Annotated in this window: 22 protein-coding genes and 1 pseudogene; 10 read left to right on the top strand and 13 right to left on the bottom strand. The window is 40.4% G+C overall.

Annotated features, from left to right (window positions below; genetic code table 11):
- Positions 1-79 precede the first annotated feature (79 nt).
- The 4 genes from A9479_RS11210 to A9479_RS11225 are packed head-to-tail and all read right to left on the bottom strand — an operon-like array spanning position 80 to position 2,776.
- Entirely contained in the window at positions 80-430 is a 351-nt protein-coding gene (locus tag A9479_RS11210) for a hypothetical protein (RefSeq protein ID WP_004588885.1), read from the bottom strand.
- 55 nt (positions 431-485) lie between these two features.
- Entirely contained in the window at positions 486-1,388 is a 903-nt protein-coding gene (locus tag A9479_RS11215) for a cation diffusion facilitator family transporter (protein ID WP_004588886.1), read from the bottom strand.
- Positions 1,375-2,106 carry a transglutaminase family protein gene (locus A9479_RS11220; RefSeq protein ID WP_004588887.1) on the bottom strand — a complete coding sequence of 244 codons (732 nt, stop codon included), beginning with the start codon at positions 2,104-2,106 and terminating at the stop codon, positions 1,375-1,377. Before A9479_RS11220 ends, A9479_RS11215 begins: the two co-directional genes overlap by 14 nt.
- A 55-nt stretch (positions 2,107-2,161) precedes the next feature.
- A complete protein-coding gene (locus A9479_RS11225; RefSeq protein ID WP_064663489.1) occupies positions 2,162-2,776 on the bottom strand; it encodes a cation transporter in 615 nt (204 codons plus the stop codon).
- 77 nt (positions 2,777-2,853) lie between these two features.
- Between A9479_RS11225 and A9479_RS11230 the strand changes: the two genes are divergently transcribed.
- The 3 genes and pseudogenes from A9479_RS11230 to A9479_RS20100 all read left to right on the top strand — a co-directional run.
- Positions 2,854-3,243: a Cd(II)/Pb(II)-responsive transcriptional regulator gene (locus A9479_RS11230; RefSeq protein ID WP_004588889.1), complete on the top strand. Its 390-nt coding sequence runs from the start codon at positions 2,854-2,856 to the stop codon at positions 3,241-3,243.
- A 42-nt stretch (positions 3,244-3,285) separates the two neighbouring features.
- On the top strand, positions 3,286-3,663 hold the full coding sequence (locus A9479_RS11235; RefSeq protein ID WP_004588890.1) for a MerR family transcriptional regulator: 378 nt from the start codon (positions 3,286-3,288) through the stop codon (positions 3,661-3,663).
- A 102-nt stretch (positions 3,664-3,765) separates the two neighbouring features.
- Positions 3,766-4,008, top strand: a pseudogene (locus A9479_RS20100) (MerC family mercury resistance protein); the annotation flags it as partial.
- A gap of 176 nt (positions 4,009-4,184) precedes the next feature.
- Here A9479_RS20100 and A9479_RS11240 read toward each other — a convergent pair.
- The gene (locus A9479_RS11240; protein ID WP_064663469.1) at positions 4,185-5,432 is read right to left on the bottom strand and encodes a DEAD/DEAH box helicase; all 1,248 of its coding nucleotides are present in this window, start codon (positions 5,430-5,432) and stop codon (positions 4,185-4,187) included.
- A gap of 91 nt (positions 5,433-5,523) precedes the next feature.
- The gene (locus A9479_RS11245; RefSeq protein ID WP_016900441.1) at positions 5,524-6,228 is read right to left on the bottom strand and encodes a DUF3581 domain-containing protein; all 705 of its coding nucleotides are present in this window, start codon (positions 6,226-6,228) and stop codon (positions 5,524-5,526) included.
- A gap of 156 nt (positions 6,229-6,384) precedes the next feature.
- On the opposite strand from A9479_RS11245, the gene A9479_RS11250 reads away from it, so the two are divergent.
- Together A9479_RS11250 and A9479_RS11255 are read left to right on the top strand one after the other, a co-directional pair.
- Complete coding sequence (locus tag A9479_RS11250; RefSeq protein ID WP_028835734.1) at positions 6,385-6,780, top strand: hypothetical protein; 396 nt, start codon at positions 6,385-6,387, stop codon at positions 6,778-6,780.
- A gap of 87 nt (positions 6,781-6,867) precedes the next feature.
- Positions 6,868-7,719, top strand: a complete 852-nt coding sequence (locus A9479_RS11255) for a CPBP family intramembrane glutamic endopeptidase (RefSeq protein ID WP_064663470.1) — start codon at positions 6,868-6,870, stop codon at positions 7,717-7,719.
- Between the two features lie 57 nt (positions 7,720-7,776).
- Here A9479_RS11255 and gltX read toward each other — a convergent pair whose 3' ends face one another.
- From gltX to proB, 3 genes are all read right to left on the bottom strand, one after another.
- Positions 7,777-9,261 carry a glutamate--tRNA ligase gene (gltX, locus tag A9479_RS11260; RefSeq protein WP_013465713.1) on the bottom strand — a complete coding sequence of 495 codons (1,485 nt, stop codon included), beginning with the start codon at positions 9,259-9,261 and terminating at the stop codon, positions 7,777-7,779.
- Positions 9,262-9,311: 50 nt separating this feature from the next.
- Entirely contained in the window at positions 9,312-9,671 is a 360-nt protein-coding gene (locus tag A9479_RS11265; RefSeq protein ID WP_008111110.1) for a glutathione S-transferase N-terminal domain-containing protein, read from the bottom strand.
- A 106-nt stretch (positions 9,672-9,777) separates the two neighbouring features.
- Entirely contained in the window at positions 9,778-10,881 is a 1,104-nt protein-coding gene (gene proB / locus A9479_RS11270; RefSeq protein ID WP_064663471.1) for a glutamate 5-kinase, read from the bottom strand.
- Positions 10,882-11,012: 131 nt separating this feature from the next.
- Between proB and A9479_RS11275 the strand changes: the two genes are divergently transcribed.
- Positions 11,013-11,972, top strand: a complete 960-nt coding sequence (locus A9479_RS11275) for a DMT family transporter (protein ID WP_041695769.1) — start codon at positions 11,013-11,015, stop codon at positions 11,970-11,972.
- Here the strand turns inward: A9479_RS11275 and A9479_RS19725 are convergent.
- The 3 genes from A9479_RS19725 to pdsO are packed head-to-tail and all read right to left on the bottom strand — an operon-like array spanning position 11,867 to position 15,220.
- On the bottom strand, positions 11,867-12,472 hold the full coding sequence (locus A9479_RS19725; protein WP_082918330.1) for a class GN sortase: 606 nt from the start codon (positions 12,470-12,472) through the stop codon (positions 11,867-11,869). The two genes, A9479_RS11275 and A9479_RS19725, sit on opposite strands and share 106 nt — an antisense overlap.
- A complete protein-coding gene (locus tag A9479_RS11280) occupies positions 12,469-14,469 on the bottom strand; it encodes a marine proteobacterial sortase target protein (protein ID WP_064663472.1) in 2,001 nt (666 codons plus the stop codon). The genes A9479_RS19725 and A9479_RS11280 overlap by 4 nt, the downstream gene beginning before the upstream one ends.
- Before the next feature lie 25 nt (positions 14,470-14,494).
- Positions 14,495-15,220: a sortase-associated OmpA-like protein PdsO gene (gene pdsO / locus A9479_RS11285; protein ID WP_016900447.1), complete on the bottom strand. Its 726-nt coding sequence runs from the start codon at positions 15,218-15,220 to the stop codon at positions 14,495-14,497.
- Positions 15,221-15,447: 227 nt separating this feature from the next.
- Here pdsO and pdsR point away from each other — a divergent pair, with 227 nt between their 5' ends.
- The 3 genes from pdsR to A9479_RS19950 all read left to right on the top strand — a co-directional run bounded on the left by pdsR (position 15,448) and on the right by A9479_RS19950 (position 18,560).
- Positions 15,448-16,143, top strand: a complete 696-nt coding sequence (gene pdsR, locus A9479_RS11290) for a proteobacterial dedicated sortase system response regulator (RefSeq protein ID WP_028835728.1) — start codon at positions 15,448-15,450, stop codon at positions 16,141-16,143.
- Positions 16,137-18,272: a proteobacterial dedicated sortase system histidine kinase gene (gene pdsS, locus A9479_RS11295; RefSeq protein ID WP_064663473.1), complete on the top strand. Its 2,136-nt coding sequence runs from the start codon at positions 16,137-16,139 to the stop codon at positions 18,270-18,272. Before pdsR ends, pdsS begins: the two co-directional genes overlap by 7 nt.
- 132 nt (positions 18,273-18,404) lie before the next feature.
- Complete coding sequence (locus A9479_RS19950; protein WP_175610026.1) at positions 18,405-18,560, top strand: hypothetical protein; 156 nt, start codon at positions 18,405-18,407, stop codon at positions 18,558-18,560.
- 18 nt (positions 18,561-18,578) lie between these two features.
- Here A9479_RS19950 and A9479_RS11300 read toward each other — a convergent pair whose 3' ends face one another.
- Positions 18,579-19,820, bottom strand: a complete 1,242-nt coding sequence (locus tag A9479_RS11300) for a multifunctional CCA addition/repair protein (protein WP_064663490.1) — start codon at positions 19,818-19,820, stop codon at positions 18,579-18,581.
- Between the two features lie 143 nt (positions 19,821-19,963).
- On the opposite strand from A9479_RS11300, the gene A9479_RS11305 reads away from it, so the two are divergent.
- A complete protein-coding gene (locus A9479_RS11305) occupies positions 19,964-20,182 on the top strand; it encodes a hypothetical protein (RefSeq protein WP_024602373.1) in 219 nt (72 codons plus the stop codon).
- The last annotated feature ends 1 nt before the right edge of the window (position 20,183 follow it).

Consider the following 20,183-nt stretch of genomic DNA (forward strand, 5'->3'; position numbering starts at 1 on the left):
ATTCTTAATTTTAAAATTAATAAACACGAAACCTTTATCCATTATTAAAGGATAAATAGGTCATTAAAAATTAATCTAATTAAGAAATGGGCGGACGAAGTATCGCTTCAAGAAAGGTACTTGTTTGATCAATTTGATAAGGCGTTTTATTGATAATGTTTAGTTTGCCCGTGGTATTTGAATTACTGACTAAAATCCAAGATAAGTGGCTGCCACTGCAATGTCCGCAGTGATGACAATCTTTTTCATTATGCTGCTCATCACCTACATTATCATTTGAGACATTTCGATCATCTGCATGATCATGTTGAATTTGAAGGTGCTCTATATCTATTTGGTGATTCTCAGGTGTTGCGGATACAACAGCAGTTAACGATTGCAAAACAATCGAAACGACTAATAGTATTTTTAACGCAACATTGAATTTCAAAATAAACACCTACTTAAATATGAAAAATTATAATATCAAAAAAAGGTTTTCTAAACTAGCCATGCGCATGTTTTTCATGCTCGTCACGGCAAGTTTCTTGAGGAAACTCAAACTCAATGGTTGTATGAGATAAATTATAAGAAGAAAGTTCCTTAGCCACTTGTTGTTTTAGCCTAATTAATTTATCAACCTCAAAGTTATGGGCTAACTCTAGGTGAGCAGTTAATACGTGACTTTCCCCGTCTAATGACCAAAAGTGCATATGATGAATCCCATTAATTTCAGGTATAGCCTTTATCGCTTTTTCAATATTATTCTGCACTTCTTCATCAGGTGTAGCTTGAAGAAATAGTGCCAATGTTGTTTTCAGGTTTTTCAAAACGTTAAACAATATAAACAGTGTAAAGCCTATAGAAAGCAAAGGATCTAATATTGGTAGATCTACAAAAAGCAGCACGATAGAAACAATTAGGACTGCAACCCAGCCAAGTACGTCTTCAAGCAAATGCCACGTAAGTACTTTTTCGTTCAGCGTTTTACCCGCTTTTAGTTTAAATACTGCATACCCATTAACAGCAACCCCAAGTAATGCAAGACCCAACATTCCTTCAGCCATTGGCATTTCAGGATTAGATAATCTTGGTATTGCTTCAAATAGCACCCAGACAGAACCAATAACTAATACAATACTGTTAATTAATGCGCCAAACAGGGTAAGACGACGATAGCCATAGCTAAATCTATCGGATGCTTCTTTATCCGAGAAACGACTCAGTATCCAAGCGAATCCTATAGATAAACTGTCACCCAGGTCATGTACAGCATCAGCCATAATAGCGGTACTGTTGGTTAGCCAACCACCAATAAATTCGATAATAGTAAATGAAACATTAAGGAAAAATGTCCAACCTATACGGTCGTCTTTTCCATGCGAATGGCTATGGCTATGATTGTGCATTTTCCACCTCAAGAACTTTTAAATTTCTTACATTGACTACGTTAAAATTGATAAAGTGACGGATCACTCGTTGATACATCCAACGTTTGATTCCTGATAAGTTAGTTCCTTTTTCGAGATAAAACTCATCAGGGGAATTATAAACACCAAAATCATCATGAATACCTTCTTTTTGTATATAGGTATCTTGACCACGCCAATCTGTATCTGGCGAAGAGAAACACTTTGTTGCAACACCATAACCACAAAATTCGTTTTTTATTTGACTAAATTTGTGCTGTAGTGAACTTAAATATTGTTCATCTAATATAAAGCCTTCTAAGTTTATCCAACGATCCTTGAAATAAACTTCAATCCAACTATGAATGATATATTTAGGTGCTAACCAAAATACATAAGTTGGAATAGCTCCTTTTTGTAATCGCTGCTCAATAGTAAAGCCGTGAAAACGACATTGAATACCTAATCCTCGTAACAAAGCCATCAGCAAGTTACCCTTGGTATTGCATTGTCCGTAACCATCGGCTAAAACACTGCTTGCTGAAATATCATCACTCTCATTGTAACCAAATAATATTTCATCTTTAACAAATTGGTAGGCTGCACCAATTTTGTTGAAGTCATCGAGTTCTTGCCAATTACGCTCAGAAATTAATGATTGAATTGTAGAGTGTTCAAAATTTACTATCTTGGTTTTTTCTAGATATTTGCTATTCATTGATGTTTCCTTACTTTGAACAACCAAAGGTTGATTGTTTATCTTCATTTGGTGTTTAACGTGTTTTCTCAGCAACAGCTAATTCTTGTTTAGCATCGATTAGTATTCGGTAAGCGCCTCGAAGAATTAACATTGAAATGATGCTACCAATGACGATATCAGGCCAACGCTGTTTCAGCACCATAACGAGTATGCCTGCGATAACGACACCAAGATTTGCAATTACATCATTCGCTGAAAATATCCAGCTAGCTCTCATATGTACTTCATCGTTGTTGTGCTTTCGAATAAGGATGAGACAAATCACATTTGCAACTAAAGCAACCATGCCTACGCCAATCATAAACCAAGAGTGAGGCTCACTTTCACCATACAGCCTTCTAGCAATATCCATTAGAATTAGCACGCCTAACCCCAGTTGGAAATAGCCACTCACTAAAGCAGCATTAGCCTTATGTTGGATTGACTTTCCCACCGCGTATAGTGCAATTGCATAGACGATTGCATCCGCTAGCATGTCTAACGAATCTGCAATTAAAGCCGTTGATTCTGATAACCAACCAAAGCCAATTTCAAAAACAAACATCGAGGCATTGATAGCCAGAAGCCAATAAAGCACCGTTTTTTGCTGGTTATCTTTTAGCTCAACTTCACACCCACAATCGCTCATTTTCATCTCCGATTAACTTGTATGCTCTAACTATAAATCCTATAGTGACTATAGGGTCAAGTTTATTTGGAAATTTTATGAAAATTGGTGAGTTATCGAAAACATCGGGGTATTCAGTACAAACCATCCGATATTATGAAAAGGAGGGCTTGCTGTCAGATCCTGATCGCACTGAAGGGAATTTCAGGTTGTATTCTAATAAGGCATTTAAAGAGCTAGAGTTCGTAAAGCATTGTCGAAGTTTAGATATTCCGCTTAATGATATTAAGCGACTCATTGAATTAAAAAACAAGCCAGAGGAGAGTTGCTCTAGTGTAAATGCATTAATTGATCGGCAACTAACTTTAGTTAATCAACGAATGAAGGAATTGAATGCACTCAAAAAAGAGTTAAAACTAATGGCAAGCTCTTGCGGGTCTGACGGTACAATTGAAGTCTGTGGCATTATCAAGTCATTAGATAGTTGAACTAAATATAACTTTAGATTAGTAGTATTCACAAAGGCAATAATGAAAACCATTGGCAAATTAGCACAATCATTAAATTTAAATGTAGAAACCATTCGTTTTTATGAACGAGAAGGACTGATTACACAACCTGAAAAACCAATATCTGGTTATAGACAATATGACGAATCAATAGCAGGACAACTTAGGTTTATCACAAAAGCCAAAGCGCTCGGCTTTACGTTAAGAGAAATAAAATCGCTAATGTCTATGGACAGCAACTGCGCTCAAGTTGAGCTATTAAACCGACAAAAGTTAGCAATCATTCGAGACAAAATTAATGACCTTCAACGTTTAGAGAAAGTAATTGTGGGTATGACAAATACCTGTATGCAAAACGAAGATCCAACACATTGCCCCATAATTGACTCATTAAAATGATTGACTCCGTACTTGTATACGGAGTTTAGAATGATGGTAATATCAACCAATAGACTTTCAAATGATAAATAAAATATTAGACAGAGTAGGCTCTAGTGGCGTTTGGCTAGCGGCACGGCCTGCCTCCCTGCATTAAGGTCACTTGCATCGGCATTAGGACTAGGCTTCTTCTCTCACTTCGAAGGAATAGCTGTAAATACGCTTTTACCTATTTTTGCATCTTTGGAACTATTGGTAAACTTATACAACTGGCACAAAAATAAAAACCATACCAGAGCTGTCTTCAGCATTCTAGGGCCTGTAGCAGTGCTATTAACGCTTTATCCTCTTTGGCTATATGATTGGAGCACATACCTATTTTACTTTGGTATTTGCTTAATGGTCGTTATGTCGGTTTTGGATATCGTAAAACCAGTAAGGGAGCAAACATGCAACGTATGGCTAATTGCCGTCGTTGAAACGATTAACGGTCAATGTCTGCTTTTCGCTCTTAGCTGCCTGTTAGGTGAAGTCCTAAGCTTTTATTTACGTCTTCTATTCGGCGCTCTTTGCCCTGTAATACGTTTTTTATCACGATCTTTACGCGCTTTGTTGGTGTTTTTGCGGTTATCTTTAGGTGGCTTATTTAAGTCGGGCTCGTAGCCTTCAAGCCATTGTGGTGCTAAACGCGTATCAAGCAGTACTTCAATTTCTTCAAGTAGCCATTGCTCATCAAGACTCACTAACGACATAGCAAGGCCTTGCTCGCCAGCTCGTCCTGTACGGCCAATACGGTGTACATAATCTTCAGCTATGTATGGCAATTCAAAGTTAATTACGTATTTAAGTGCCGGTATGTCTAAACCGCGCGCCGCTACATCGGTGGCTACTAAAACACGTGTACTGCCCTCTTTAAAGTTTTGTAATGCGCGGTCGCGAGCTCCTTGTGATTTATCACCATGAATAGATTCGGTTTTTAAACCATCTTTACACATTTCTTTGGCAAGCTTATCGGCCATTTGTTTAGTGCGGGTGAATATAAGCACTTGGCGCCAGTTTTTCATGCCAATCATGTGCGAGACCAGTTCGCGCTTTCTGTCTTCATCTACTGCGTAAATAACTTGTTCAACCTCTACAGCAGCAGAGTTGCGCTTATCAACTTCAATAAGCTCAGGGTCTTTGAGCAATTTTTTACTCAGCTCAAATACACTGTCATCAAAGGTCGCGGAAAACAGTAAGGTTTGACGATCGCCTGGGATATGACGCAGTATTCTTCTAATTTCGTCAATAAAACCCATATCAAGCATACGGTCTGCTTCATCAAATACTAAAGAGTCGACGCTTGAAAGCACCACACTGCCCTTCACTATGTGATCAAGTAAGCGCCCTGGCGTTGCCACTATTACTTGCGCTGTTTTAAGTGCTTTGATTTGTGGACCAATGCTTGCGCCACCATAAGCAAGCGCACCTTTTATATCTGTACCTTGTGCGTATTTTTCAAAGCTTGCAAATACTTGCTGAGCAAGTTCACGGGTGGGCGTTAAAATAACCACACGAGCAATGCCAGGTTCGTCTTTTTTAGCGATATTTAAAAGCTTATGTAATAGCGGCAAAACAAAAGCAGCTGTTTTACCAGTACCAGTTTGAGCGCTGCCCATAACGTCTTTGCCCGCTAAAATTGGCGGTATCGTTTTGTGCTGAATGGCGGTAGGCGTAGTGTAATTATTTTGCTCTATTGCCGTTAATAGTAACGGGTCTAGGGCTAGTGATGAGAACGATGTGGCAGACATAAGCTTGGCTTTAAAATAACAAAGAACGCTATTATACCTGAGCTTTAGTAATAAAAAAGGCGCTAAATAGCGCCTATATAAAATGAAGTATTTAAGCTGGTTTTAATGTGGCTTTACGTTCATTATAAAATGCAATTAAATCATCTACGGTGCTTTGACAGTATTCACGAATACCCGATACCACCATGTGTTTTTCACCAAAACCCACCTTTTCGCCGTTTTCGAGTAAATTAAAGCGCAAGGTTATTTTGCCGCGTTTACCAGCGTATTCAAAGCTAGGCTCTGCAAACTCAAGGGTGGGTGATTTAATATCAATGTTATTAAGGTTTATTATCATTGATTCATAAATAATCATAGGCCGCGCAGGATTTATCATTACCTCTTGCTTGCCCATTAAAGGAATAATTACATGCGGGAACGCAGCACCTGAGAACTCAACATAATTTTTTATTAAACTGTTTGTAAGTGTTGGGCATTTACTGGTTTTACCGTCGCGTTTAACCTTTAAAATTACTTTTTCGCCATGGTTTACATCAAACTCTTCTCCAGGTTGTTCTGGAAAATTTAGCTTGGTATTTTCATCAACCATACCGGCAAAGGTAAACTCCATTCGCTCACTAATGCCATAGCGGTCTAACACTAGAGAAAAAAGTAAGTCTCCTGGTGCGCAAAACTTTTTAGCGTCTTTATCATGAAGCGGGTTGTAGTCGTCGGCTACACATTTAGCAAAGCGACAACCTTGCTCACGAGAAATTGAAACATAATCAGCATGCTGCTGATAGTAAGGACTTAACATAGTGTGTTCACTGCTTAAACTGCTTATAACCTAGCTATACTACCAGAAAAAAAATCTTGAGAGGTCGAATCTGTTTAATAAAGGCGAAAAATGATAATTTGCAACTCGCTAATTAACTAAGTAAATTAAGCAAATACGAGTTTAAGGGATTAACTAATGAAGTATTTTTCTTTATTAATATGCGCGGTTTCATTATTAACTGGCTGTAATAACATTACTTACACAACCAATATCGACGACGAGGTTTTATCAGAACACGTTTCAAGCCACATTAAAAAACGTGGTCTAGAGCAATTTTACAGTGTTCAGGACGCTCTCGATAGAGGTGCAAGCCCCCTTGGTGGAATAAAAGGCGAAAGCTGCGATGTATCAGATGATACGCGAACATCCTCAATTAGCTATAACCGTTTGAAATCACAAGCTATAGAATCCCTTAAAAACGATGTGCTTTATTTAGGTGGCAATGCATTTACACTAGAGCAGTGCCAATCAGTATCCCGCTACAATTGTGATTTAGCCGTTATTTGTACCGGACAAGCCTATAATTATTAATAGCTCAAAATTATCTAATTGAGACTATAACGCTATGTGATTCGTTTTCTCTCATTTCCCCTATCAAACAACAAGCAGTATTTGCCAATGACTTTTTACTTTTTAGCTGCCGCTATTTTATGTGTTTTCCCGCAGTGTAAACTCACTGTATTTCGCCAACCATTATGGCGATACTTATTGCTGCTAAGTATTATTAGCGCCTATTATCAAGAATATATAAATTTAAACGCGGTTGCTGTTATAGCTGTTTATGTGGGATTGTTTCACTTTACGCTATTGGCAACCTCAGCGTTAAAACGTAATGTTCTAACGTCTTTATTTATAACAGCCTCACTCGGGTTGGCCTTACATTGGTTTGCGGGTTTTAATAACCTGCCTATTGTTGTTAATGAACAAATCACCAGTAACGCAATTGCATTTACCCTGTATGCTAATTTCGATAAAGCATTAGCGGGTTTAATGCTGAGCGCTTATTTTTTTGCAAAAAATAAAACGGCAAAGCCAGTGACTATCGGCTACCCCGTTTTAATTATAACTATCACTATTTTAGCGGCGCTCATAACTGCTTTAACGTTAAACCTTGTTGAATTTGCGCCAAAAGTACCTGAATTTTGGTTGTTATTTATAGCCATCAACCTACTTTTTACCTGCGTTGCAGAAGAGGCATTATTTAGGGGAGTGATACAAACTAAGCTTTCAAAACTAATAACCCCGAGCAGGTTTGCACTGCTCGCACCGGCTATCAGTACTTGTGTATTTTCACTGGCACACTTTTCAGCGGGTACTCATTATATGCTTGTGGCGGCCGTTGCAGGTTTTGGATATGGCTATATTTACTATAAAACAAGCCGGTTAGAATGGGCCATTTTATGTCATTGGCTCGTTAATGTGTTTCACTTTTTCTTATTTACTTACCCTATGCTGGCAACTCCATCTTAGAATTACAGGCACAAAAAAGCCGCTTAAATTAAGCGGCTTTTGAATCTGTATACGCGATTACGCACTTGGGTAATCGCGGTATGCGCGCTCAATCTTTTTAGCCTGCTTTTTAGAAATACCTAAATGGGCAAGCGCAACACGTAAACGTGCACGCGATAGGTCAGACCCTAAAATTTCCATTGCATCTAATACCGAAGTTGATGATGTTTTGCCGGTAATAGCCACAAATATAGGCTCTAAGAAATCTTTAATTTTAAGCTCGTGGAAGGTGGCTACTTCTTTTGCAATTGCAAAAATAGCAGGCTTTTCAAAGCTACGTAAGCCTTCTAGCTGCCATACAAAAAATTGTAATGCTTGGCGAATAACATCTTCGTCAGCTTTACCGGCTGTTAATAGCGCTGGATCGTAAGTCGGGATACCGCCTACAAAGTGCCCTGCTAAATCAACCATGTCAGAGAGTGTATTTATACGCGTTTTAGCTTCAGGTAAGACTTTAGCCAGCATGTCGCCATTAAATTTCCAGTCAACAAAACGCTGCATTAGCTCTGCATCAGTTAGGTTTTCTCGGATCCACATACCGTTTAACCAGCTTAACTTGTCTACGTCGAATACTGGGCCACCAAGCGATACACGCTTCATGTCAAAATGTTCAATCATTTCATTAAGGGTGAACTTTTCACGCTCATCAGGCATTGACCAACCCATACGGCCCAAGTAGTTAAGTACCGCTTCTGGTAGGTAACCCATTTCTTTATAGTAATTAATAGAGGTTGGGTTTTTACGCTTGGACAATTTTGATTTATCTGGATTACGCAATAATGGTAAGTGACCTAGTACGGGTGCTTCCCAACCAAAATCTTCATACAGTTTTAATAGCTTAGGCGCTGAGTTTATCCATTCTTCACCACGGAAAATGTGGCTAATTTGCATATGGTGATCATCCACCACGTTAGCTAAAAAGTACGTTGGAAAACCATCCGCTTTTAATAGCACTTGCATGTCTACGTTTTCCCACGGGATCTCAATTTCACCACGTAGGTAGTCGTTAAATTTAAACGTGCCTTCGCTTGGGATTTTCATACGAATAACGTAAGGCTTACCGGCTGCTAAGTTTGCTTTAATTTCGTCTTCGCTATGGTTTAAGCCTCGGCCATCGTATTTAGGACGCAGACCTTCGGCCATTTGTTCTTCACGCATTTGGTCCAGCTCTTCGCTGGTTGCGAAACAATAAAATGCTTTGCCGTCTTCAACTAACTGATGAGCGTATTTTTTATATAAATCACTGCGCTCAGATTGACGGTATGGACCAAACTCACCACCTACATCAGGACCATGATCCCACTCAAGGCCTAACCAGCGTAAGCTATCCATGATGGCTTGTTCAGATTCAGGTGTGCTGCGAACTTGGTCAGTATCTTCAATACGAAGTACAAATTCACCGCCTTGCTGTTTAGCAAAACAGTAGTTAAATAAGGCAATGTAAGCGGTGCCAAGATGCGGGTCACCAGTTGGCGACGGAGCAACACGGGTACGAATTGTCATGGTAATGTCTCTTTTAATAAGTGAGATGGTATGAAATACCAATAAATATTTTAAGCGGCTACTTTGTTTAAGTAAGCAATAATATCGTTTGATTCATAAAGCCATTTTACTTGGCCATCTTGCTCAATACGTAAACAAGGTACTTTAACTTTTCCGCCTTGCTCTAATAGCTCTTGGCGGTATTGCTCATCATTTTTTGCATCGCGTGTTTCAATTTTTAAGCCTTCACGCTTAATTGAACGGCGCACTTTTACACAAAAAGGGCATGCTTTGAATTGATAGAGCTTAAATTGTGCGGTTTGCTGATCAAGCTTAGTTTGCTCTTGCGGATCACGTTTTTTGCTACGCGGCGTAAAAACAAAATTAAAAAATAAGATGATACAACCTAAAACCCAGCGAACTAATTTCATCTTCAATACTCTTTACAACAAATTTAAGGTGCAAGATTTTAACACAAAAAAGCGCAACACTATAAGCGGATTATACGTTGCGCTATATCGTTAAAAAAGTGCTTAATTACAACACCACCATATCATCTCTGTGTAGTACTTCCACGCCGCTATCGTAATCAAGTAATTGGCTGATTTGATTAGAATGTGCGCCTTTTATTTTATCGATTTCAAGATGGCTAAAGCGCGTTAACCCGCGTGCAATAATTTGCTGGTTTACATCAATTAAGTTAATTAAATCTCCACGTTCAAATTCACCTATTGCACGCGTAATGCCTTTAGCAAGTAAACTGGCGCCCTTAGATTGCAATGCATGCACCGCACCGACATCAATTAAAATTTGGCCGCTACTTTTAGGCCCTGCTAATAACCATTTTTTTCGGCCATCTTTAGGAGCAGTAAGTTTTAAAAAACGGGTGCCTGGCAGTTGCTCGCTCATGCATTTTAAAATCACGTTTTCATCAGCGCCTTTGGCAATAATCACCTCAACCCCAGCTCTTCTGGCAATATCGGCTGCCTGTAGTTTGGTTGCCATACCCCCTGTGCCTAGGTTTGTACCGCTGCCACCCGCAAGTTGGCGTAACTCATCATTAATATGAGTAACTTCGTCAATCAAGGTGGCGTTAATGTCAGTGCGCGGATCGCTGGTAAATAACCCTTGTTGATCGGTCAGCAATAGTAATTTATCGGCATTGGCCAAAATAGCCACTAATGCCGATAAGTTATCGTTGTCACCTACTTTTATTTCACTGGTAGCAACCGCGTCGTTTTCATTGATGATCGGCACAACATCATAATTTAATAAGGCATTGAGAGTATCGCGGGCATTTAAATAACGCTCTCTGTCGTCAACATCGGCGCGCGTTAGTAGCATTTGCCCCACGTTAACACCATACAACGCAAATAAGCTTTGCCAAATATGAATGAGTTGCCCTTGCCCAATAGCGGCCAACATTTGTTTGTCTATTAATGTGCGCCCACAGGGTTTTAATAACTGTTCGCGACCTGCGGCAACCGCACCACTAGAAACTAAAATAACCTGGTGACCTTGCTTTTTTAGCTCACAGCATTGGCGAACAAGTTCCACCATATGTGCTTTGTCTAACTTATCGGTACCGCCAGTGAGTACGCTTGTACCTAGCTTTACAACTACGACCTGATCCCTTTGCATGTTTTTTACTTAGCGCAATAAATGATGAATTTATTTATACCAGTTCGGTATTTTTGAACAAGTAAAAAATATTCAAGCCCCCCCTCTGCGTGCTAGGATCGCACTATATTCAACCGATTAAATTACACCTTATGCCTGCCAGTTTATGTTTAATTATTGCCACCTTTTTGTGGGGTAGCTCCTTTATTGCACTTAAATACGCGATTGCGATTTATGATCCGGCCTTGGTGATATTTTTACGTATGCTCACCACTTTACTGATTTCGTTATGTTTATGGCGTTACGTAATTCGTTTTGAATATTTAAAAGGCGATTGGAAGTATTTATTAGGCATGTCGCTGGCAGAACCTTGTTTGTACTTTTTATTTGAAGGCCACGCAATGGAGTACACCTCAGCGTCCCAAGCGGGGGTTATTGTGTCTTGTTTACCCATTATTGTGGCATTTTTAGCATTTTTCATGCTCAAAGAACATATTAGTAAAGCTATTGTGGTGGGTTTTACGCTATGCATTGGCGGCAGTATTTTATTGACCTTACTTTCACCCAGTTCAAGCCAAGCACCAAACCCGTTACTGGGTAATTTTTTAGAATTAATGGCCATGGTGTGCGCGGCATTTTATACCGTGTGTATAAAACATTTAGCTAACCGCTATTCCCCACTCACATTAATTGCTCTGCAAGGCGTGAGTGGTAGTTTGTTTTTTGCTCCATTTTTATTGTTTATTGACCTACCCAGCGAAAACCAACACGATTTAACCGCACTAATGAGTATTTTGTACTTAGGCTCTTGTGTTACTTTGGGTGGGTACGGCATGTACAACTACGCGATTAGTAAAGTGTCGGTGTTAACCGCAGCAGCTTATTCTAATTTAATCCCAATTTTCACTTTAATTTTGTCAGCCATTATTCTTAACGAAGTACTGACACTTGGCCAGTGGATCAGCATATTTGTGGTGTTTATAGGCGTAATGATAAGCCAACGCCATCAAGAACTAGTGGTCGATATTCCTAACGCCACCTCGGGTGAGGATATTTCAGCCGACACTAGCCACCTTAAATCGGTCCCCGAGGCCAGCGAATCAAAAGGGTAACAGGTCAGTAAATACAGCCCTGCTTGATGCAAAAAATCGGTGTTGTACTGATTAATTACCTCAACATGTGTCACTGAATAATGCTGCACTTGGCCATTTTGTAATTGCAGAGAAAATTGCTCCCCCACTTTAGCGTTTTTTAAAAATGCAAAGTGGGTATCGTTGTGCCCGGCAATAAGTGCTCCTTGCGAATTACCAACATCAGCCCCACCCAATTCCCCCGCAGCTAAAAAATGACTGGGCGCAAACGCTAAATTTCTACCACTTGCGCCATCGAGCACGGTTAGTCGTTTATTATGCTTTGGCCATATTATTTGTGCCACTGGGTAACTATCAGCATAAAACCACGGCTTAATTTTTTTATTGGGTGATTTAAGGGCTGTTTGCCATGCTTGCTCTATTAACACTTGTGCAAGCCATGCCTTTGCCTGCATATATGCACCATGGCCAAATAAGGTCAGTCCTAAGGCTAGTAAACCTATGCTCAACCACTTTTTCATTTACAGCGCCTTACTAACAACAGGCCAGCTAGTAGCATTAAAGCTCCAAACACAATATGCATTTTGCTTTGCCCATCAGTTTGCGGCAAGCGCATACTCATTCCTTGCGGCATTGAATTAGCCACTTGTGTAGTTTGTTTGGCAACTTCTTTAATGGTGCTCTCTTCTATGGCAATAAACGCAGTAAATGGGCTAAGTAACTGATGCTCAAGCGCAAGTTGCTGCACTTGCTGTTTTACTTCACTTTGTTGGTTGTATAGCAATAATGACTTTATTTTTTGACGTGCCCAAAGCTTATCAATTCCTGTGGCTTTTGAGCTTGCTTGCGAATTAAGCTTAACCTTAAACTCCCCATGCGTTGTTTGCCCAGTAAAAGTAATTGTATCGGTATTATCTAATTTAATAGCCACCATAATAGGCTCAGCAAAATACAGATCCGGTAATGGGGAGGGCCAAAAATCTAAGCTGTCTCCATTTGTATTTGTTAACGCTAAATTAGTCATCGCCGGGTGAGCGAGTTTATCAAACAACTGCTGCATTTTTGGCTGCACATCAAAGGTGCTACCAATAAAGGTATACGACCCCTTGCCTATATCAGCAGCGCGGCGCATAAAAAAGCGATTAGGTGCGCTACCAATGCCGACGGTAAATAAGCGGCTGTCACCTAAAGTGCGCGCAATACTTTTAAATAACTCATCTTCGTTACTCACGCTACCATCGGTTAAAAACACCACTTGGCGTACAAAACCCTCAAACTGCGCACCATTAAGTACGGCATCAAGCGCACCTTGTATTTCAGTACCACCGTCGGCTTGCAAGTTATAAATAAAGCGCCTTGCACGGCGTAAATTAAAGTCACTAGCAACTAAAGGGGTATCACTCATGGCAGTAACCTGATTATTAAAGCCAATAATATTAAAGCTATCATCACTATCAAGTAACGAGAGTGCGTAAAACAATGCTTTTTTAGCTTGCTCCATAGACTGCCCATGCATAGAGCCCGAGGTATCAACCACAAACACCATTTCACGCGGCAAACGCTCAGACTGGGTAAACTGATCGCTTGGCGGCATCAACATCGCTAACGCAAACTGCTCACCATTTTTTGCTTGCTGAGTAAAAAGTGCGGCTTGAGCTTGCGCTTTTTGTAGTGGCTTAAACTCCAGTACAAAGTCTTTATTTATTGCTTGCTGTGGTTTTAGCACAATGCTGTATTGCCCAAACGCAGAGTTTTCAATATTTACCTGATGGTACTTAGCGTTTATATCAACCAATTCTAAGCCTATATCCATGTTAATTGTTAAGCTTAAATCGCTGGCATTAGCCGCCTCATTGGTTTGCTTTGTATAAATAGGGCTTAACCATCCTTGTGGAGTAAACGAAGATGTATGATCACTTTTTACCGTACGCTTATCTTGATCTTCGTTCAGTTTCCCTGTTGTTGCATGATAGCGTGGCGTTATTGTGGTTGGAAAATGAATCGCAAAGGTTCCATGCTGGTAATCAATAATCTCTTGATATTCAAGCGTTATAACAATCTCTTCACCAGGCCCTATATTCGCCACATTTGTCATAAACATATTTGCACGCTGCTGACGAACCAAAGATGCCTGTTTCCCTGCTTGCTTGGCAGCTTGGTACTGTTTTTCTGCTTGGTGTTTTTTTGCTATTTTACCGTGAATCACTCGCTCACCAATACGCATGGTCATTGCTTGCACGGCACTTTCATCGGGTAAAGGAAAAACATAACGTGCATTTACTGCAAAAGGATTTTCATTTATGTAGTGCTGCGTTACTACAACATGATTAATTAGTCCTGTTAGGGTCATTTTTGCATCACTTTTTAAAATAACCCCCGGATTAACCGCCACTCCTTGGCTATCAAACAAGGATAGTTTTGGCGACTGTGCATGGCTTTTAAAGCTGGCCAAAAGCACGATAATAATAAAAATAAAAAGGCTTACCTTGGTAAGCACTTTGGTGGGTTTACTCAACATAAATCACTCCCTCGAACGCACGTTGTTAATTGCTTGCTGTTTGATTACTTGACTGATTTAACGCACGGGTAGTGAGGGTAACGCGTCTATCAAAAAAGTTATCTTCAAGGGTGTTACTGTTTGCTATGCTTTGCTGCTCGCCAAATGCTTGTGCGCTTAAGCGTGTATGGCTAACCCCCTGTTTAATTAAGTAACTTTGTACGGCGTTTACTCTGGCTTTTGAAAGTAATAAATTTGCTTGCTCTTCACCACGCTGATCGGCAAAGCCACTTAAATCAAGTGCGAGTTGCGGCTGGCTTTTTAATAACGCTACCAATTGATCAAGCTGCTTGGCAAAATGAGGAGCAATATCGCTAGAGCCTGTTTTAAATTGCACTGTCATCGCCAATAAATTATTAAGCTGTGATTGCGTTAGTTGCTCATTTTGCTGAGCCAGTAGCTCAAGTTGCGCTTCTAAGTGGCTGTTATGATTAAGAACATGTTGGTAGTCGTTGGTTTTCTCTGCCATAACTGTTAAAGCTTGTTGCTGCTCGGCAATAGTTTGCTCAGCCACCTTGGCATCGCCAATTAAGCCACCAGCAAATGCGCCTACAAACGCGCCAATTGGCCCACCAACAACACCACCAATAATGGCACCTGTGCTCAGGCCGACTATGGTTTCTTTTTTTGCTTCTTTTGATGGGGTATCCGCGGCAAAAGCAGGAGCACAAAAAGTGCTAACAAGTGTTAGTGCGATTAATGTTTTCTTCATGGTCTATTCCTTACTATTAATAATGGTTGCAAGCTATTGGTTGGCACTTGCGTTGTATCTGTAATTTCAATATTTGTATTAAAACACCATGAAGTGGCAACAAAGGGGATCAAAAATGGCAAACTGCTGAGCAATTGTGGCAAAAAAATGGCAATTGTGTTTTTAACCGTACTTAGCGCAAAAACTTCGCTATAGTGCGCCTAAGTCAATAAGAGTAATTAATAAAAATGAAGAAAATAGCCATCATTGAAGATGAAACCGCTATCCGCGAAAACTACATAGAAATGCTGAGCGCTCAAGGCTATCAGGTGAGTGGTTATGAAAACCGCCCTCAAGCAGAAGCGGCCTTTAAAGAAGCGCTTCCCGATTTAGCCATTGTTGATATTGGTTTAGGCCATGAAATAGATGGCGGCTTTTTACTGTGCCAAACACTGCGTTCACTTTCTAAAACCTTACCAATTATTTTTTTAACCGCTCGCGACAGCGAAATAGACACCGTATGTGGCCTGCGCATGGGCGCCGACGACTACTTAACCAAAGACATTAGCTTAGCCCATTTAGCTGCGCGTATTGGCGCGCTATTTCGCCGTATGGAAGCATTAGAGCAACCCGCCGATGCTAACGCACTGATAACACGCGGCCAACTAACACTCGACACGCAACGTATGCAGGTGCTTTGGCAACACCAATTAGTTGATTTAACCGTGACTGAATTTTGGATGCTGCATTCACTCGCTCAGCGACCAGGGCACGTTAAAAGCCGTAACGATTTAATGAGTGATGCTAAAATTTATGTAGATGACAGCACCATTACCTCGCATGTAAAACGTATTCGTAAAAAGTTTATAGCACTCGATAGCCAGTTTGACTGTATAGATACCGTGTATGGCATGGGCTATAGGTGGGAGCAACCCACATGCTGAGATTTGGCCTACGCAGTAAATTTATCCTACTTTCGTGCTTTTTGTTTTTGTTGCCATGGCTTGGCTACGAATATGTATGGGAAATGGAAAAGTTTTTACGCCAAGGCCAAGAAAAAACGTTGGTAGGCACTACACGCGCACTGGCCACGGCCCTGCATGAACGCCCCGCTTTATTTGACGAACAAACCAACTTTTTAGATCAGGTGGTAAAAGGTCGCGATCTCTATGCTTATAATTTAAAAAGCCCGATTCAGCTCGATGGCAAACTCAACGACTGGGACGCTTACCAATCGCTGTTTTGGCTTTATGATAAACGCTACTTACAAACAGCCAATGATAACCATCAACTGAGCGACTTATCATTTGAGCACATGGTGGGTAAGTTTGATAATTACTTATATGCTTTATTTAAAGTCACAGATGACACTGTAATTTACCGTGCTAAAAACAGCCTCAGCATTACCAATAATGACTATGTAAAAATTGGTCTAAAAAATCCTGATGGGCTATTTAATACTTATATTATTGCTCCGCGCCAAGATGGCTGGGTCAACGCATTTGATGCCTACAGTAAAATGCCTTTTACTAAAATTCAGGGTTTCTTTAAAAAAACTGAAACAGGTTACAACCTTGAGCTGCGCTTTCCTTTGAGTATGCTTGGCAATAAACTGGGGTTTGCCATTGCTGATGTTGATAGTAAACAGCCAAGCCAAACACCTAATATCATGTCTACATCCAACTTAAATAACCCAAATGATTTAGGCTCAGTACTGGTGCCCTCCCCTGAAATAAACCGTATATTAAAAGGCATGGGCCACAGCGGCAGTCGCATTTGGGTGGTCGATAATCATCACCGTGTTTTAGCGCAATCGGGCAGTATTCAAAATGCCGATGGCGTATGGGCTGATGGGCTAAAAAATCAAGCGCCAAAAACCGCATGGCAACGCTTTGAACAAACCTATTTGCATCCTTTGTACTATAAAATTTTAACCCGTCCCGAAGATGAGTTTATAGACACCCTACACGATGTCGCCTCAATGCAAGGCACTCATTTAGCCAAAGCACTGAAAGGCCAACCCGCATCGTCGTGGCGACTCACCCCCGACAATAAAGCGGTGATTTTATCGGCCGCGTATCCTATTTGGATTGAGGATAAAGTTATTGGGGCAGTTATAGCCGAAGAAACCACTAATGGCGTGCGCACACTGCGTAATAAATCGCTGGAAAAACTGTTTAATGTGATTTTAGCGGTCATGTTAATTGGCACAGTCACTTTGTTCTTTTTTGCCTCACGTATATCAAGTCGTATTAGGCGACTACGCGATACAGCAGAGCAAGCCATTGATGCCCAAGGGCGGGTAACAGGCCATATAAATTACAGCGATGCCAATGACGAAATAGGCGATTTATCGCGTAGCTTTTCAAATATAGTGAGCCGACTTGGAGGGTATACCGATTATTTAGAAAATATGTCGTCGCGCTTATCTCATGAGCTGCGCACACCGGTTGCTGTTGTACGTTCATCACTTGAGAACTTACAAAGCTTGCAGCAAAGTGAACTGAGTCAAAAATACCTTGAGCGTGCCAGTGAAGGAGTTGAGCGTTTAGGGAAAATAATTACCACTATGAGTGAAGCGACCCGCCTTGAGCAAAGCATTCAAAGTAATGAGCCAGAGCCGTTTGATTTACAAAAAGTAATTAGTGGCTGTATGCAGGGCTACCAACTTACTTATCCTAACCAGTTATTTACACTCAACATTTGCCAAAGCACACTGCCAATGCAAGGTGCCCCTGAATTTATAGCGCAACTACTCGATAAGCTAATAAATAATGCCTTGGAATTTAGTGAAGCCAACACCGCGATTGAAGTCAGTCTGAAGCAAAGCGAAAACAAAGCAACATTAACGGTAAGTAATACAGGTACTTTATTGCCTGAGGGACTTACTGAACATATTTTTGACTCTATGGTATCGGTGCGCAGCCAGCAAATGCAGCAACAACCGCATTTAGGTTTAGGACTTTATATTGTCAGGCTGGTGTGTGATTACCATAACGGTACAGTAACAGCACACAATAATGAGCAAGGCAACGGTGTGGTGTTTACCGTGAACCTGCCTTTAAATAATTAAACAAAAAGCGGTTTAATTATAAACCGCTTTATTTTAAAGCTTTGCAGTTACAATTTAATTCACACTCAAGTGTAACGATTCACTTTTAATTCATTCGCTCAGTCTTAGTCTACTCACCTAGGAGGAGTCAAAATGAAAGAGTTACTAGAACCCGAAGAAATAGAGTTTATTCTCGATTTATATCGTCCTAATGCAGCCAATAACCATGCTCAACAGGGCGCGACTAAAAAACACAAGGTAAGTAATAAACAAGCCATGCAAGCTGAGGTTTTAGCTCGTAGTGCTTAACTACACAAACCTTACAAGTTAGCCATTAAGCTGTAAAAACGCTTTAATACAGTCTATTTCTGCCTGTTTGACCGTTTCGCCTATTTCGGGGCCTTTTTTACCGCTTTTAAGTGCATGTTGCACAATTTGTTTTTTATCCATTTTTTGTAGTTCGTTGTGAATAGCACGTAATTTAGCGGCTTGTGGATAAGGCTTATCTACCAGCGTTTCGCCTCGTCCTTGTGCATCACACTGACATGCTTGAGTAAAGGCAATAAAACGCTCTGGGTGCACTAATGCATTTAAATTAGTGACGATTAATTTATGAATAGTTTGCGGTCTTAATTGTTCAAGCGTGTGACAAAGGGTATGGTTATCACTGGTAAGCACGCCGATATCGCGAAAGCGATTAGGCACTTTTAGCCGCTCACAAAACGCCTCAACTACAGCAACCCCTTCACGTTCATGGCCGCGTAAATTACCGCGTTTTTTATAACTGAGCGCTTTACCAAAATCATGAGTTAAAGCAGCAAACCGGGTTTCTAGGTTAAAGTTTAAATCGGCTGCTCGTCTAAGGACTAACATAGTATGTACAAACACATCGCCCTCTGGGTGATGATTTGCCGGCTGTGGGGTGTTTTTCATCTGTTCAATTTCAGGAAAAATACCTAAGCCATCTAATGCTTGAAAATAAAGCTCTGGGTGTTTTTCACCAAGCGCTTTTTCAGTTTCTAACCACACGCGCTCTGGCACTAAATGCGCCAGCTCGCCTTTATTTTTAAGCTCCTGCATTAATGCAGTAGTACTTGGATGAATAGACCATTCACTGCCATAACGGGCTAAAAAACGGGCAATACGTAATACCCGAACCGGGTCTTCTACAAATGCGTGTGTGGTGTGGCGCAGCACTTTATTTTTTAAATCATCTTGACCATTAAAAGGGTCAATAATAGTGCCGTTTTCGTCAAGTGCCATAGAGTTTATGGTTAAATCTCGGCGTGCTAAGTCTTCTTCAAGGGTTACGTTTGGGCTCGCATCCACCACAAAGCCGGTATAACCTTTACCACTTTTACGCTCGGTACGCCCTAGTGCATATTCTTCTTTGGTTTTTGGGTGCAAGTAAACGGGAAAATCGCTGCCAATGGGTAAAAACCCAAGCGCTTCCATAACCTCTGGCGTTTCACCAATAACAACGTAATCGTTATCTTTTGATTGTATGTTTAGCAGTTTATCTCGCACTGCTCCGCCAACTAGGTAAACTTGCTTTAAGCTTTGTTGCACTTTATCCCCAACCACTACTTTTAAGGTTTTCTTTGATGTTAATCATACCTAATCGCAATTTAAAAATCAGTGTTGTTTGCCAAGCTTTAGTAAGCTCATTACAATAGTGCATTATTTTTTTATACCTCAACTCATCTTAACTAATGAAAAAACACTCAGCAAAAAAAGAACTTAGGTTACTGCCCATCCTTTTGATCGTTATTATTATGTGTGTTGCGGGGCATTTTTTGCTGCAAGCTAATTTTCAAGACAGTCATCTGGTCGAATACCTATTAGCCGCTATTCCATTTGCCATGTTTGGTTTAGTGATAGTGGCCTTTAAAATGGCCGCTAAAAGTGAGCAACAAGAAAGTGATGAGTAAA

The organism is Pseudoalteromonas sp. MQS005 (assembly GCF_001661605.1).
Classification (GTDB): Bacteria; Pseudomonadota; Gammaproteobacteria; order Enterobacterales; family Alteromonadaceae; genus Pseudoalteromonas; species Pseudoalteromonas tetraodonis.

What these genes read in the sequence shown, in the direction of transcription:
- A9479_RS11215 (WP_004588886.1), bottom strand. Translation starts at nt 1,388, where the DNA reads ATGCACAATCATAGCCATAGCCATTCGCATGGAAAAGACGACCGTATA.
- A9479_RS11220 (WP_004588887.1), bottom strand. Translation starts at nt 2,106, where the DNA reads ATGAATAGCAAATATCTAGAAAAAACCAAGATAGTAAATTTTGAACAC.
- A9479_RS11225 (WP_064663489.1), bottom strand. Translation starts at nt 2,776, where the DNA reads ATGAGCGATTGTGGGTGTGAAGTTGAGCTAAAAGATAACCAGCAAAAA.
- A9479_RS11230 (WP_004588889.1), top strand. Translation starts at nt 2,854, where the DNA reads ATGAAAATTGGTGAGTTATCGAAAACATCGGGGTATTCAGTACAAACC.
- A9479_RS11235 (WP_004588890.1), top strand. Translation starts at nt 3,286, where the DNA reads ATGAAAACCATTGGCAAATTAGCACAATCATTAAATTTAAATGTAGAA.
- A9479_RS11240 (WP_064663469.1), bottom strand. Translation starts at nt 5,432, where the DNA reads ATGTCTGCCACATCGTTCTCATCACTAGCCCTAGACCCGTTACTATTA.
- A9479_RS11245 (WP_016900441.1), bottom strand. Translation starts at nt 6,228, where the DNA reads ATGTTAAGTCCTTACTATCAGCAGCATGCTGATTATGTTTCAATTTCT.
- A9479_RS11250 (WP_028835734.1), top strand. Translation starts at nt 6,385, where the DNA reads ATGAAGTATTTTTCTTTATTAATATGCGCGGTTTCATTATTAACTGGC.
- A9479_RS11255 (WP_064663470.1), top strand. Translation starts at nt 6,868, where the DNA reads ATGACTTTTTACTTTTTAGCTGCCGCTATTTTATGTGTTTTCCCGCAG.
- gltX (WP_013465713.1), bottom strand. Translation starts at nt 9,261, where the DNA reads ATGACAATTCGTACCCGTGTTGCTCCGTCGCCAACTGGTGACCCGCAT.
- A9479_RS11265 (WP_008111110.1), bottom strand. Translation starts at nt 9,671, where the DNA reads ATGAAATTAGTTCGCTGGGTTTTAGGTTGTATCATCTTATTTTTTAAT.
- proB (WP_064663471.1), bottom strand. Translation starts at nt 10,881, where the DNA reads ATGCAAAGGGATCAGGTCGTAGTTGTAAAGCTAGGTACAAGCGTACTC.
- A9479_RS11275 (WP_041695769.1), top strand. Translation starts at nt 11,013, where the DNA reads ATGCCTGCCAGTTTATGTTTAATTATTGCCACCTTTTTGTGGGGTAGC.
- A9479_RS19725 (WP_082918330.1), bottom strand. Translation starts at nt 12,472, where the DNA reads ATGAAAAAGTGGTTGAGCATAGGTTTACTAGCCTTAGGACTGACCTTA.
- A9479_RS11280 (WP_064663472.1), bottom strand. Translation starts at nt 14,469, where the DNA reads ATGTTGAGTAAACCCACCAAAGTGCTTACCAAGGTAAGCCTTTTTATT.
- pdsO (WP_016900447.1), bottom strand. Translation starts at nt 15,220, where the DNA reads ATGAAGAAAACATTAATCGCACTAACACTTGTTAGCACTTTTTGTGCT.
- pdsR (WP_028835728.1), top strand. Translation starts at nt 15,448, where the DNA reads ATGAAGAAAATAGCCATCATTGAAGATGAAACCGCTATCCGCGAAAAC.
- pdsS (WP_064663473.1), top strand. Translation starts at nt 16,137, where the DNA reads ATGCTGAGATTTGGCCTACGCAGTAAATTTATCCTACTTTCGTGCTTT.
- A9479_RS19950 (WP_175610026.1), top strand. Translation starts at nt 18,405, where the DNA reads ATGAAAGAGTTACTAGAACCCGAAGAAATAGAGTTTATTCTCGATTTA.
- A9479_RS11305 (WP_024602373.1), top strand. Translation starts at nt 19,964, where the DNA reads ATGAAAAAACACTCAGCAAAAAAAGAACTTAGGTTACTGCCCATCCTT.